12 protein-coding genes are annotated in these 13,200 nt (G+C 73.6%); 5 read left to right on the top strand and 7 right to left on the bottom strand.

From position 1 onward, the window contains the following. Window positions 1-10: 10 nt before the first annotated feature. Entirely contained in the window at window positions 11-751 is a 741-nt protein-coding gene (locus ACQPW6_RS07255) for a hypothetical protein (RefSeq protein WP_433888710.1), read from the top strand. A gap of 77 nt (window positions 752-828) precedes the next feature. Here ACQPW6_RS07255 and ACQPW6_RS07250 read toward each other — a convergent pair whose 3' ends face one another. Both ACQPW6_RS07250 and ACQPW6_RS07245 read right to left on the bottom strand, forming a co-directional pair. Then, complete coding sequence (locus ACQPW6_RS07250; protein ID WP_433888709.1) at window positions 829-2,034, bottom strand: TerD family protein; 1,206 nt, start codon at window positions 2,032-2,034, stop codon at window positions 829-831. 149 nt (window positions 2,035-2,183) lie between these two features. After that, window positions 2,184-2,969 (bottom strand): alpha/beta hydrolase, encoded by a 786-nt coding sequence (locus ACQPW6_RS07245; protein WP_433888708.1) that lies wholly within the window; start codon window positions 2,967-2,969, stop codon window positions 2,184-2,186. A 339-nt stretch (window positions 2,970-3,308) separates the two neighbouring features. On the opposite strand from ACQPW6_RS07245, the gene ACQPW6_RS07240 reads away from it, so the two are divergent. Together ACQPW6_RS07240 and ACQPW6_RS07235 are read left to right on the top strand one after the other, a co-directional pair. Continuing rightward, the gene (locus tag ACQPW6_RS07240) at window positions 3,309-4,685 is read left to right on the top strand and encodes a PP2C family protein-serine/threonine phosphatase (protein ID WP_433888707.1); all 1,377 of its coding nucleotides are present in this window, start codon (window positions 3,309-3,311) and stop codon (window positions 4,683-4,685) included. Continuing rightward, window positions 4,685-6,424: a sensor histidine kinase gene (locus tag ACQPW6_RS07235; protein WP_433888706.1), complete on the top strand. Its 1,740-nt coding sequence runs from the start codon at window positions 4,685-4,687 to the stop codon at window positions 6,422-6,424. Before ACQPW6_RS07240 ends, ACQPW6_RS07235 begins: the two co-directional genes overlap by 1 nt. Before the next feature lie 17 nt (window positions 6,425-6,441). On the opposite strand, the gene ACQPW6_RS07230 is transcribed toward ACQPW6_RS07235, so the two are convergent. Beyond that, window positions 6,442-7,260 (bottom strand): NAD-dependent epimerase/dehydratase family protein, encoded by an 819-nt coding sequence (locus ACQPW6_RS07230; RefSeq protein ID WP_433888705.1) that lies wholly within the window; start codon window positions 7,258-7,260, stop codon window positions 6,442-6,444. 209 nt (window positions 7,261-7,469) lie between these two features. Between ACQPW6_RS07230 and ACQPW6_RS07225 the strand changes: the two genes are divergently transcribed. Together ACQPW6_RS07225 and ACQPW6_RS07220 are read left to right on the top strand one after the other, a co-directional pair. Continuing rightward, window positions 7,470-8,408: a 5-dehydro-4-deoxyglucarate dehydratase gene (locus ACQPW6_RS07225; RefSeq protein WP_433888704.1), complete on the top strand. Its 939-nt coding sequence runs from the start codon at window positions 7,470-7,472 to the stop codon at window positions 8,406-8,408. 8 nt (window positions 8,409-8,416) lie between these two features. Continuing rightward, complete coding sequence (locus ACQPW6_RS07220; protein WP_433888703.1) at window positions 8,417-9,598, top strand: hypothetical protein; 1,182 nt, start codon at window positions 8,417-8,419, stop codon at window positions 9,596-9,598. A gap of 230 nt (window positions 9,599-9,828) precedes the next feature. On the opposite strand, the gene ACQPW6_RS07215 is transcribed toward ACQPW6_RS07220, so the two are convergent. The 4 genes from ACQPW6_RS07215 to ACQPW6_RS07200 all read right to left on the bottom strand — a co-directional run bounded on the left by ACQPW6_RS07215 (window position 9,829) and on the right by ACQPW6_RS07200 (window position 13,170). Further along, window positions 9,829-10,749 carry a hypothetical protein gene (locus ACQPW6_RS07215; protein WP_433888702.1) on the bottom strand — a complete coding sequence of 307 codons (921 nt, stop codon included), beginning with the start codon at window positions 10,747-10,749 and terminating at the stop codon, window positions 9,829-9,831. Continuing rightward, entirely contained in the window at window positions 10,749-11,396 is a 648-nt protein-coding gene (locus ACQPW6_RS07210) for a SigE family RNA polymerase sigma factor (RefSeq protein ID WP_433888701.1), read from the bottom strand. The genes ACQPW6_RS07215 and ACQPW6_RS07210 overlap by 1 nt, the downstream gene beginning before the upstream one ends. An 84-nt stretch (window positions 11,397-11,480) precedes the next feature. Further along, window positions 11,481-12,266 (bottom strand): class I SAM-dependent methyltransferase, encoded by a 786-nt coding sequence (locus ACQPW6_RS07205; protein WP_433888700.1) that lies wholly within the window; start codon window positions 12,264-12,266, stop codon window positions 11,481-11,483. Between the two features lie 133 nt (window positions 12,267-12,399). Further along, a complete protein-coding gene (locus tag ACQPW6_RS07200; RefSeq protein WP_433894451.1) occupies window positions 12,400-13,170 on the bottom strand; it encodes an IclR family transcriptional regulator in 771 nt (256 codons plus the stop codon). Window positions 13,171-13,200 lie beyond the last annotated feature (30 nt).

Below are 13,200 nucleotides of genomic sequence, written 5' to 3'. Positions count from 1 at the left end.
GCTCCCGGGCATGACCAAGTTCTTCGCCACTGTGTGCCTGCCGCCGACCTCACCTCGAAAGGTTCCCCAGGTCGTAGCTGCCATGATGGCGCCCTACGAAGCCAACCTCACCGAGGACTGGAGTCCGGTCGGCCACTGGGACTGGTGGGCCATCCACTCCAGCGTGGGCAACGCCTACCTCGTGTTGCCTCCGCACGACGGCGACCCCAGACTCGTCACGGCCTCAACTGTGCCTCGCAGGAAGGCCGAGCTCGACGCCCTCGGGCCGCTGGAGTGCTACGGCGGACCGCGGGGGCTGCTCGACTTCGACGCCATGCGGACACGAGCGGGGATCACACACGATGCCCTGCTCGCCGCCTGGACGGAGCTGACCGCGGTGCACCCACCAGCCAGCCCGCTGACCGACTTCGTCGCTCGCCACAAGGCGGAGCCCGGCAGCTACTCCCTTGCCGACGCCAAGAGAGATCATCTCGCCCAGCCGTTGGTGCAGGACGTGGCCCAGCGGGCCGTCGCGGGAGACCCCCACTTCGACATCTCGTTCCTGCTCAACGACCCGGTCGGATACTTCGCACAGGAACACGAAGAAACACGATCGAGGTCGGTCAGGTGCGCCGTACCCGGCTTCGCTCTGGTCACCCTCGACGGCTCATGGACGGACGCAGACAGCGACGACTACTGGGACCAGGCCAACCGCTATCTCGACGGCCTCGACGCCGAGGCCGTCGTCATCAACCTGCTCTGTCACTGCTGACTCGTCAGACAGGGCCGATGCCGGCCCGACACCGCCGGGTAAGAGCCCATGATCGACCGGACAGGCTCCAGCGGGTGTCAGAGAGCGGCTGCTCCCGGGCGGGAGAGGCTCTTGGCGGTGCGGCCGTCCACGAACTGGCCCAGCGCCGTCATCTCCCACTCGCCCGAGTACTGCCGGACGAGTTTGGCCATGAGCACGCCCGTGCGGGCCTCGCCGTTGGTCAGGTCGAAGCGGACCAGTTCCTCGCCGCTGCCCGCGTCCAGCAGGCGGCAGTGGGCCTTGGCCACCTTGTTGAACTTCTGGCCCGAGTAGGAGTTGACGGTGAAGAGCAGGGCCGTGACCTCGGGCGGGATGCCGCCGAGGTGGACGGTGATCGTCTCGTCGTCGCCGGAGCCCGCGCCGGTCAGGTTGTCGCCCGAGTGCTGGACCGCGCCGTTGAGGATCGACAGCTTGCCGAAGTAGCAGATGGCGATCTGGTTGCGCTGCGGGCCGTAGGCGATCACCGACGCGTCCAGGTCGATGTCCCGGCCGCCGAAGGCCGGCTCCCAGCCGAGGCCCATCCGGACCGAGGTCAGCAGCGGCTTGCCCGCCTTGACCAGCGACACCGTCTCGTTCTTGCGCAGGTTCACCCGGCCCTTGTCCAGGTTGATCCGGCCCGGTGCGGGAGCGGCGGCGGGCGGGGCCGGGGGAGCGGCCGGCGGGGGCGGCAGGTGCGCGGCGGCCGGGCCCGACGGCGGCGGGGCGCTGGGCATCGCAGCCGGCGGCGGGGTGGTGGCGGCGGCCGGGGCCGCGGGCTCCTCCACGCTGACACCGAAGTCGGTGGCGATACCCGCGAGACCGTTGGAGTAGCCCTGGCCGACCGCGCGGACCTTCCACGCGCCGCCGCGCCGGTAGACCTCGACCACCACGAGCGCGGTCTCCGGGCCGAGCCCGGTGGGCGCGAAGGTGGCGATGACCGAGCCGTCGTCTGCGCCGCGCACGGTGGCGGTGGGGACGGTGCCGGCGAACGCGCCGCCGCCGTCCAGGCTCGCGGTGACCACGATCTTCTCGATGCCGGCCGGCACGGCCGCGGTGTCCACCACGATGGCGTCGGGCGCGGAGCCGCCGCCCGAGCGATAGGTCACCCCCGGCCCCTGCGGCTGGTTGTAGAAGACGAAGTCGTCGTCAGAGCGCACCTTGCCATCGGCGGTCAGGAGCAGGCCCGAGACGTCCAGCCGCACGGGTGCGGAGACGTCCACCGACACTCGGGGCAGGGAGAGCGGCACATTCGAGCCAGGCGTCATTGCGGTCATGTTCTCAGTAACGACCTACGGAGCTTTGCGGTTCCATTACTCGGCCCCCGTCTGCGCCGAACGAGTCCCCGCTCAGCGCCTGCACCGGCGCCAGGCCGGCGCTCGCACCGGCGCCGGACCGGCGGCCGGCCAGCCGCCCGTCATCCGCCCCCGATCGTCGTCGCCGCCGGCAGCGCCAGCCCGTCGTCCGACCCGCCCGGAAGCGCGAAGGCCGAGGCCACCTCCGGCGGCAGCGGCGTCAGCCCGAGCAGCCCGCCGACCGCCCGCGCGGTCAGCGCGTGCCACAGCCCGGCCTGCCGCAGCATCGCGTGATCGCCGCCCTCCAGGGTGAACCTGCACACCTCGGCGCCCGCCGTACGCGCCCGCACCGCCAGCCGCAGCGACTCCGCCGGCGAGGTGATCCGGTCGGCCCCGGCGTGTGCGAACACCAGCCGGGTGCCGTCGAGTTGGGCCACCGGTTCGCCCGGCGGGCACCACGGCGCGAGCGCCACCACCCCGGTCACCGCGGGCTCGCCGGCCGCCCGCAGCGCCGCCCGGCCGCCCATCGAGTGGCCGACCAGTACCACCGGCGCGCCACCGGTCCGCCGGGAGAGTTCGGCCACCGCCTCGACGGTGTCCCGGGCCGCGTCCGCCCGGTCGCCGTTCCAGCCGCGGTGCCGGTAGCGGGCCTCGGCGAGCAGCACCTTGCGGCCGGCCGTCGCCCGGGCCAGCGACGGCAGCAGCAGCCGCATCCGCCGCGAGGGCAGGTTCAGCGCGGAGGGCGCGCCCATCCCGGTGTCCCGCCCGCCGTGCAGCAGCAGCACGGCCGCCTCGGCCCCGGCCGCGTCCCGCCGCACCACCAGCACCCGGTGTCGCCGCCCGCCGCCGTCCCCCCGCCCGCCGCCGTCCCGGTTCGCATCGCCGTCCCGGTCCCCGCCGCCGCTCATCCGTGTCCGTTCCCTTCGCCGCCGCCCGCGGAACCGCCCGGCAAGGCCGCCCACCGCGCTCGCCACCCACCGCACATTCGTAGCAAACGGCGCCGCGGACGGCCCGGTTCCCCCGCCCGTTCCCCCGCTGGTTCCGGCACCGGTCCCGGAACCGTGTTCCAGCCCTTTCCCGGTGGCCGGATTGCACCGGTTCGGTCTCGAACACGGCTGCGAACGCCGTCTGGCCCGGCACTGGGCACCGCACCGGGTAGGAGAGGTCCGACCGGCCCGTACCGCCCGGGACGTGCGGCAAGTACGCTCAGCGCGGACGTCTGGTGGGTGGGCGGCGGTAGCTGGAGGATGACGAACTTGGCGCACATTGGCCCGGCCGGGACACCGGCCGGACTTCCGGTGGGGATCCCGCGGTCGCGCGACCCCCGCGGCTCCCGGATCCCGGCGGCGATCCGCGCGGGAAACGGGCCGGACTGCGTACTTCTCGTCGAGGACGACGACGGGGACGCACTGCTGGTCGAGGAGTATCTCGACGAGACCACGAGCCCGGGCACGACCCCCGGGACGAACCAGGGCACGAGCCCCGGCGCACCCCAGGGCACGAACCCCGGCCCCGTCCTGCTGCGCGCCCGCAACATGGCCGAGGCCAGGAAGCTGCTGGCCGCCAAACCCGTCCCCGACTGCGTCCTGCTCGACCTGCACCTCCCCGACGCCTTCGGCGTGGACGCCGTGACCCGGCTGCTTGCCGAGGCCCCCTGGGCGGCCATCGTCGTACTGACCGGACTGTCCGAGGAGGACGCCGGCCTCGCCGCGGTCGCCGCCGGCGCGCACGAGTACCTGTCCAAACGCCTCCTGGAGCCGCAGTCGCTCGGCCGGGCGATCCGCTACGCAGTCCAGCGCAAGCAGATCGAGCGGGCCACCGTGGCGCTGCGCGAGAGCATGATCCGCGCCGAGGAGAACGCCCGCCTCGAACGGGGCCTGCTGCCGACCCCGCTGCTGCGCACCGACGACTGGACGGTCACCGCCCGCTACCGGCCCGGCCGCGACCAGGCGCTGCTCGGCGGCGACTTCTACGACGTCGTGCAGACCAAGGACGGCACCGTGCACGTCGTGATCGGCGACGTCTCGGGGCACGGCGCCGCCGAGGCGGCCCTCGGGGTGTGCCTGCGGGTGGCCTGGCGGTCGTTCGTACTGGCCGGCACCCGGGGCGCGGAGGCACTCGAACTGCTGGAGCAGATGCTGGTCGCAGAACGCGCCAGCGACGACGTCTTCGCCACCCTCACCGCCCTGGAGTTCCCGCCCGACCGCGGCACCGTGCGGATGGTACGGGCCGGGCACCCCGGGCTGCTGGTGCGCCGCGGCACCGACATCGAGTGGTGGGAGCCCGAGGGCGGCCCGGCGCTCGGCCTGGTGCCGGGCAGCGCGAGCTGGCCGGTGACCACCAGGACGCTGGACGGCGCCGCCCTGGTGCTGTTCACCGACGGCCTCTTCGAGTGGCGGTTCGGCGCGGGACCGCGCCGGCTCGGCGAGGAGGGCCTGCTCGACCTGGCCAGGCGGAGCAGGGCGCTCTCGCCGGACGACTTCGTGGACGCGCTGATCAGCGCCGCCGAGGAGGCCACCGCCGACCACGGCGGCCTGCAGGACGACGCCGCCGTGGTGCACGTCGGCTGGACACCCGCGAGTCAGCCGGCCGCCGGCACCGCGGGCGAAAGGACGGCACGCTGATGACCGCCACCTCGACCGCGACCACGGCCGCCCCCACGCCGGGGACCGGCACCTCGGCCCCGGCCAAGGCCGCCCCCGCGCCCGGCAGCCGGCACAGCAGGATCACCGTGCAGGGCTGGATCCAGCTGGTGCTGGGCGCCATGGTGCTGCTCGTCCTGGTCTTCGCCGGCATCAGCGCCCAGCTGCTGTCCCGCAACACCGACCTGTCCGACGAGTTGAGCAACCGGGTGCAGCCCGCCCGGGTGGAGGGCGTCCGGCTGCAGGCCGCGCTGCTCGACCAGGAGACCGGCGTCCGCGGCTATGTGATCACCCACAGCACCGAGTTCCTCGCCCCGTACACCGACGGGCTGGCCCAGGAGAAGACGATCAGCGCCCGGCTGCACCCGCTGATCCGCGGCAACCAGAGCGCCACCGCCGACCTCAAGGCCCTCCAGGACGCGGCGGCCGAGTGGCGCACGCAGTACGCCGAGCCGCTGATCGCGCACGCCCGGCAGGACCAGCCCGCCGACTCCGACGCCGCCCTGCTGGCCGGCAGCAAGACCGCCTTCGACCGGATCCGCGCCCTGTACGCCGCCGAGGACAAGCACCTGCTCGCCGACCGGGTGCACAGCCAGGCCGACCTGAACCACGTCCAGTCGCAGCGCAACTTCGTGTTCGTCGCCATGCTCGCCACCTTCCTGGTGGCAGCCGCGGTGCTGACGCTGCTGGTCAGGCAGATCGTCGGCCGCCCGCTGCGGCGGCTGCGGGACGACGCGCTGCTGGTGGCGTCCGGCGACTTCGAGGGGCGGATCGGCTCCAGCGGTCCCGCCGACCTGCGGGTGGTCGCCGAGACCGTGGAGGCGATGCGCAGCCGGCTGGCCGGCGCGCTGACCGACGCGCACGACCAGCGCGCCCTGCTGGCCGAGCAGACCGCGGAACTGGCCGCCCAGGCCGAGGAGTTGCGCCGGTCCAACAGCGAACTCGAGCAGTTCGCCTATGTGGCCTCGCACGATCTCCAGGAGCCGCTGCGCAAGGTCGCCTCGTTCTGCCAGCTGCTGGAGCGCCGCTACCGGGACAAGCTCGACGACCGCGGCATGCAGTACATCGACTTCGCGGTGGACGGCGCCAAGCGGATGCAGATCCTGATCACGGATCTGCTGGCCTTCTCGCGGGTCGGCCGCACCCAGGAGGATCCGGTGCCGGTGAGCCTGGACGGCACGCTGGACCAGGCGCTGCGCAACCTCGGCGGGCTGATCGAGGAGTCCGAGGTGGAGATCCGCCGCCCGAGCCCGCTGCCCGAGACGCTCGGCGACCCGACGCTGCTGACCGCGGTCTGGCAGAACCTGGTCGCGAACGCGGTCAAGTTCCGCTCCCCGGAGCGCCCGCCGGTGGTCACGGTGGAGTCCTCGGTGATCGGCGGCGAGTACAGCCTGACGGTGACCGACAACGGCATCGGCATCGCCGAGGAGTTCAGCGAGAAGGTCTTCGTGATCTTCCAGCGGCTGCACAGCAGGGACGTCTACGAGGGCACCGGCATCGGGCTCGCCATGTGCCGGAAGATCGTGGAGCACCACGGCGGCCGGATCTCGGTGGACAACGCGTACACCGGCGGCACCCGGATCCGGTTCACCCTGCCGATCCCTGAGCAGGACCCTGAGCAGGAACCGGACCCGGAGCCGGCCGCGGTCGAGGAACCTGCCGGGGAGCCCGCGGGGGAGCCGGCCGCGGTGACCGGCCCCGTCGGCGAAGGGGTTCAGTAAGGCGCCCACTAAGGCGCTCAGTAGGGCCAGATCGGCGGGTCGGTGCAGAAGGGACCGCCCAGGTTGGCGTGCGCGGGCTCGTCCGGGTCGAGCTCGCCCTGCTGGGCGATCAGCGCGGCGGCGTACACCTCGGAGTCGTCCTGCGGCTCGTAGCCCAGCGCCCGCGCGCCCGAGAGGTCCCACCACAGCCGGGTGTTGGCGGAGCTGCCGTAGACCACGGTGTGCCCGCTGGTGTCCGCGCTGAGCGCGGCGTGGAAGAGCCGGGCGCCGTCGGCCGGGCTCATCCACACCGACAGGTTCCGCACCGAGCGGGGCTCGGGGAAGCAGGAGCCGATCCGTACCGAGACGGTGTCGATGCCGTGCAGGTCGGCGTAGAGCTGGGCCAGGTCCTCGCCGAAGCACTTGGACAGGCCGTAGAAGGTGTCGGGGCGGTGCGGGGTGCCGATCGGGATCAGCGGGTCGTCGCCCCGCGGCCGGGGGGTGAAGCCGACCGCGTGGTTGCTCGACGCGAAGACCACCCGGCGGACGCCTTCGGTGCGGACGGCCTCGTACAGCCGGTGGGTGCCCTCGATGTTGGCGCGCAGGATCTTGTCGAAGGTCGATTCGAGCGAGATGCCGGCCAGGTGCAGCACCGCGTCCGTGCCGCGCACCGCCGCGCGCAGCGCCTGCTCGTCGGCGAGGTCGGCGGTGATCACCTCGGCATCGCCGGTGTCGCCCTCGACCGGCCGGACGTCGAACAGCCGCAGCCGGTAGCCGTGGGCCGGCAGCAGGTCGCGCATCAGGGTGCCCAGGCCGCCGGCGGCGCCGGTGAGCAGGACGGTACGCGGAGCGGTCATCGGGGTCTCCTCGGTCTCACTGGCCTCGGTAGCTGCAGGCGAGTATATCCATGACTGCGATTCATGTACGTGGACGAATTCCATCGGCCGTACGGGGGTCTGCGACCTGCCGGTCGGCTTGACCCATGTGGGGCTACTCGCTTAGCGTGGCAGCGTTCACGAATATAGACGTGGATCAGATGAGCGCACAGACTTTCAGGGGGAACCCGATGACCTCACCCTCACCCGCCCTCGCCGAGCGCCTCGACGGCCTGCTGTTCTTCCCCGTCACGGCCTTCGGCCCGGACGGCGGCCTCGACCTCGACGCCTTCCGTGCGCACGTCAGGGCCGGGGTGGAAGCCGGAGCGGCGGCCGTCTTCGCCTGCTGCGGCACGGGTGAGTTCCACGCGCTGACTCCCGAGGAGTTCGGCCGCTGCGTGGCGGCCGCGGTCGAGGAGGCGGCCGGCCGGGTCCCGGTCGTCGCGGGTGCAGGCTACGGCACCGCGCTCGCCGTCCAGTACGCGGGGATCGCCGAACGGGCGGGCGCCGACGGGCTGCTCGCGATGCCGCCCTACCTGGTCGTCGCCGACCAGGACGGCCTGCTGCGGCACTACTCGGCGCTCGCCGCGGGCACCGGCCTCGACGTCATCGTCTACCAGCGAGACAACGCTGTCTTCACCCCGGAGACCGTGGTCGAACTCGCCAAGGTGCCCAACATCATCGGCCTCAAGGACGGGGTCGGCGATCTCGACCTGATGCAGCGCATCATCAGCGCGGTACGCGCCGACGCGCCGGACGGCGACTTCCTCTACTTCAACGGGCTGCCCACCGCGGAACTGACCGGCCTCGCCTACCGGGGCCTGGGCGTGCTGCTCTACTCCTCGGCCGTCTTCGCCTTCTCGCCGGAGATCGCCCTCGCCTTCCACAAGGCCCTCACCACCGGCGACGACGCGACGGCCAACCGGCTGATCGACGTCTTCTACCGGCCGCTGGTCGACCTGCGCAACCAGGGCCGCGGCTACGCCGTCTCGCTGGTCAAGGCCGGGGTGCGGCTGCGCGGCCTGGACGTCGGCGAGGTCAGGCCGCCGCTGTCGGAGCCGTCCGCCGTACACGTCAAGGAACTGGCCGAACTCATCGAGCGCGGCCGCGCGCTGCTCGGCGAGAACTGACCGCCGGCGTGAAGACCTCCACCTTCCTCTACCCGTGGGACGTGGCCGGCGACCCCGCCGCCGCCGACCGCACCGCCGCGCTCGGCGTCCGGCAGGTCACGCTGGCCGCCGCCTACCACTCCACCCGGGCGCTGACCCCGCGCCACCCCGGCCACCGGATCGTCACCGCCGAGCACTCGGCCGTCCTCTACCCGGTGGACGAACGCAACTGGCGGGGACGGGAGTTGCGGCCCCGGCCGGCCGGTGCGTGGGCCGCGGGCCCGGACGACTGGGGCGCCGCCGCGCAGGCGCTGACCGCCGCGGGCCTGGACGTGCACACCTGGGTGGTGCTCGCCCACAACTCCGCGCTGGGCAAGGCGTATCCGCGGATCAACGTCGTCAATGCCTACGGCGACCGCTACCCCTGGGCGCCCTGCGCCGCCCAGCCAGAGGTCCGCGACTACCTGGTCGCGCTCGCCGCCGAGGCCGCCGTCCGGCCGGGAGCGAGCGGCACGGAACTCGAATCGCTCGGCTGGTACGGGCTCGCCCACCTGCACGCGCACGACAAGATCGGCGGCATCCCGCTCGGCGAGGCCGCCCAGTACCTGATGTCGCTGTGCTTCTGCCCGCACTGCCGCGACGGCTACGCGGGCCTCGGTGCCGACCCCGACGCCCTCGCCGCCGCCGTCCGGGAGGCGCTGGCACCGGCCTGGGCGAACGGCACCGCGGAGGCCGGCTGGCCGGCCGTGCGGCGGCTGCTCGGGCCTGAGTTCGCCGCGCTGACGCTCAAGTGGCGGATGGAGACGGCCGGTTCGCTCCAGGAGCAGGCCATCGCCGCGGTACGGGCCGCCGCCCCGGCCGGCTTCCAGGTGCTGCTGCACGCCGACCCGGCGCCGTACCACTGCGGGGCCAACGCCGGTGTGGACCCGGCGAGGATCCTGCGGCACGCCGACGGCCTGGTGCTGCCCTGCACCGGCGGCCCGGCGGCCCGCGAGGCGATGCTCGCCCCGCTGGCGCCGCACCGCGCCGAACACACCGTGCTGGCCGCGAACTTCACCGTGGTCGGCGGCATGGGCGGCAGCCCCGGCACGCTCGCCGAGGACGCGGCCCACGCGGCCTCGCTCGGCGCCACCGAACTGCGGCTCTACCACGCGGGGCTGGCCTCGGACGCCGATCTGGCCGCGGTACGGCAGGCGTTGGGCGCGCTGTGAGCCGGTAGCCCGGCGCTCTGCGATCCGGCCGTTCCCGGTCGTCCCCGGCCCGGTGGCCGCGCGGATGACCGGGGCGCGGCGATCATGGGGGTACCGCCGCGCCCCGGAGCATTACCGGGGGGAGTGCTGTGTAGGCAAGTCGCCACCGGGGCACGAGAGGTTGCCGTGATGACGGCAATATTTCCGGGAGGCTACACGCTGATGTTCCCGCCGTCTTCCTTACCGGAGGGTCAGAATCCACCGCCGGCCGTCGCCGGTCCGGCCGAACCCTGTGTGCTGACCGTGAACCGGTCGCCGGCCGTGCCGTGTTCGCCGTCCGGGTGGCTGAACTGCCCCGCGAACGTGTAACTACCGGCCGGCAGCGTCCGGCCGTCGTCCAGCGTCCACCGGTAGAGCAGGTCGTCGCCGTCCACGGTCACCGACGAGGCCGTCAGATCGGGCGCGTCGGTCCACGCACCGGTGCTCGCCACCTTCGCGCCGCCGGCCACCCGCAGCTCCACGGTGAGCGCGGTCACCGGCGCCGTGGTCGTCAGCGCCACCCGGCTCTCCGTCCAGGTCGCCGAGCTGCCGTCCCCCAAGGACGCGGTGCAGGACAGGTATCCGGGCTGGACGGGGGCCGTGGTCGCCGGGGCGTCGCGGCCCGCGCCGGAGTCGGCGCCGGAGCCGGCGGAGGAGCCGGACGGGACCGCCGGAGCCGTGGTGGCGGCCTTTCCCGAGGCCGGCGGGTGCCCGGTGGAGTGCTTGCCGCCCGGCGCGGGCTTGCCGTGCCGCGGCGCCACCGGGTGTCCCGCGGCGCCGGACGCGCCGGAGGGGCCGGCCGTGCTCGCGGGGGCGCTCGGCGGGGCGGACGGCGGCCGGGTGCCGGCCGGGCTGCCCGCGCTGGTGACCACGGCCGGCGAGCCCGGGTCGTCGCCCGCCGTACCGACCGCGCCCACCGCGAGTCCGCCCAGTCCGATCGCGCCGGCGACCGCCGCCGTCACCGCCGTCACCCGCACCCAGGGCGCCGAGCCGGGCCGGTCGTGACCGGGGGCGCGGGCGCCCTGCGAGACCTCGGGCTCGGCCATCGCGTGCTCGACCCTGGCCAGCATCCGTTCGCGGTCGGGCCGGTGCGCGCCGGCCGCCTCGTGCAGCCGCTCCGGCAGATCGGCCATCACACTCCCCGTCCCGTCTCCGTCGCAGGACCCGCGGTGCCCAGCATCCGGTGTGCGGCGGGACCGGCGGCGCCCGCCGGGCCCCTGGCCGCGCCCGGCACCGTACTCCGGTCCTGGACGCCCGCGGATTCCGGGTCCTGTCCGGCCGCCTGCGGTGCGAGCAGCCGCTCCAGCTCCGCGACCCCGCGCGAGGTCTGGCTCTTGACGGTGCCCACCGAGATGCCCAGCACCGCCGCCGTGTCGCGCTCCGACAGGTCGAAGGCGTGCCGCAGCACCACGCAGGCCCGCTTGCGGAACGGCAGCCGCTGCAGCGCCTCCCGCAGGTCCAGCACGGCCGGCACGTCCGGGCCCTCGGTGCGCTCGGGCCGCTGCGACCAGAACAGCGCCACCCGGCGCCGTTCCCGTACCGCGCTGCGGATCCTGGAGCGGGCCAGGTTGGCCACCACGCCCCGCGCGTACGCCACCGGGTGGTCGGCCTCCCTGACCCGGTCCCAGTGCCGCCACAGGGCCACCAGGGCGTCCGCCGCGAGGTCGTCGGCGGTGTCCGCCTCACCGGTCAACAGGTGCGCGAGGCGGGCGAGTTCGGCGTAATGCCGCTCGAAGAACTCGTGGAACGCCGCTGCGTCGTCGTCGATGGCTGAGCCCACGGTCACCTCTTCCCACCCGGTTGTCCCCGGCACGGCGCGGCGCGAGCGTAGCAGCGGGGAAAGCCGGTGGGCAGAGGTCGGGAATCAGCTCGTCGCGAGGCGTACGGCGCGCTGCACCCGGGTGACGATCGGCAGGTCGAACTCGCCGCCGGCGGTTTCCGGCCGCGAACGGAGGTAGTCCCGTACGAGGTCGAGCGACCGCTCCTTCTCCGCCGGCTCCTGCACGAGCACATGGGAGTGGGTGGCGATGGTGGCGACCAGCGACTCGATGGTGTGCGGCTGCCGGTGCGCGAAGTCGGCGTACTGCACGGGGGCGTAGGCCGGGTGTGGCTGGATGCCGCGCCCCGCGTGCCAGTCGATGAAGGACACCCGGGCCACCGGCTTCTTGCCGAGCCCGGCGACCCAGTCCACCCGGTCGTCGTCGGTGTTCCACAGCGCGGCCAGCGCGCCGCCCGGCCGCAGCACCCGGGCGATCTCCGGCAGCGCCAGCGACTGGTCGAACCAGTGCAGCGCCTGCCCGACCACCACCGCGTCCACCGAGCCGTCCGGCAGCGGGATCCGCTCGGCGTTCCCGGCCGCCGCGGCCGTCACCCCGGGCACCTGGCGGCGCAGTTCGGCCAGCATCTCCGGATCAGGCTCGACGGCACTGACCCGGTGCCCGAGCGCGACCAGCGAGGCGCTGAGCTTCCCGGTCCCCGCGCCGAGGTCGAGCACGTCCAGCACACCGCCCCGCGCACCGATCGCGGGCTCCAGCGCCCAACCGACGGCGGCGCCCGGATAGTCCGGCCGGTACCGCGCATAAGCGGCAGCAGCCGCACCAAACGAAGAGGCCCGCTCCGCGATCACCTCGGGGTCGTATTCGGTAGCCATGCGCCGACCCTATGCGGGGCAGGTCCGTGGGCGCTGCACGTTTCGGACGGCGCCCGGCCACAACCAGGGGCGCGGGGAACTGCGCGACAAGCCACAACGGTGCCGCAGTCGGCAACGGCGGGACGGTGAACGGTCAGAGCCGCCTGGTCGCGAGCAGCAACCGGTCCCGCGCATCGAACAAAGCGTCCTTGATCAGCTGCTCGTGCCCCGGCGTCAGCCGGGCCACCGGCACCGAGCAGCTCACCGCGTCCCGCGCCGGAGTGCGATAAGGCACCGCGATGCCGAAGCAGCGCAGCCCGAGCGTGTTCTCCTCGCGGTCCACCGCGAACCCCTGCTCGCGGATCTGCGCCAGCTCGGCGATCAGCTTCTCGCGGTCGGTGTGGGTGTGCTCGGTGAGCGGTTCCAGCGACTCGGGCAGCAGCTTGCGCACCTGCTCGTCGCTGTACGTGGCCAGCAGCGCCTTGCCCAGCGACGTGGAGTGCGCGGGCAGCCTGCGCCCGACCCGGGTGAACGGCCGCAGGTAGTGCTGCGACTGCCGGGTGGCGAGGTAGACGACGCTGGTGCCGTCGAGCCGGGCGAGGTGGATGGTCTCGCTGGTGTCGTCGGAGAGCCGGTCCAGGGTCGGCCGGGCGGCGGCCACCACCTCGTCGCCGTCGATGTACGACGTGCCGACCAGCAGCGCGCGGACCCCGATGCCGTACCGGGTGCCGGTGGCGTCGGTCTCGATCCAGCCGAGGTCCACGAGGGTGCGCAGCAGCATGTAGAGGCTGGACTTGGGGTAGCCGACCGACTCCTGCACGGCGGCCAGGCTGTGCATGCCGGGGCGGCCCGCGAAGAACTCCAGCAGCTCCACCGTACGGACCGCGGACTTGACCTGGGAACCGGCTCCGTCGGCAACTGCCATCGCGCTCGACCTCTCCTGTTTCGGCTTGTT

This window comes from Streptomyces sp. CA-111067 (genome assembly GCF_050956065.1).
Classification (GTDB): domain Bacteria; phylum Actinomycetota; class Actinomycetes; order Streptomycetales; family Streptomycetaceae; genus Actinacidiphila.
The sequence above is the reverse complement of the archived record's forward strand: the minus strand, read 5'-3'. Positions and strand labels throughout refer to the sequence as shown.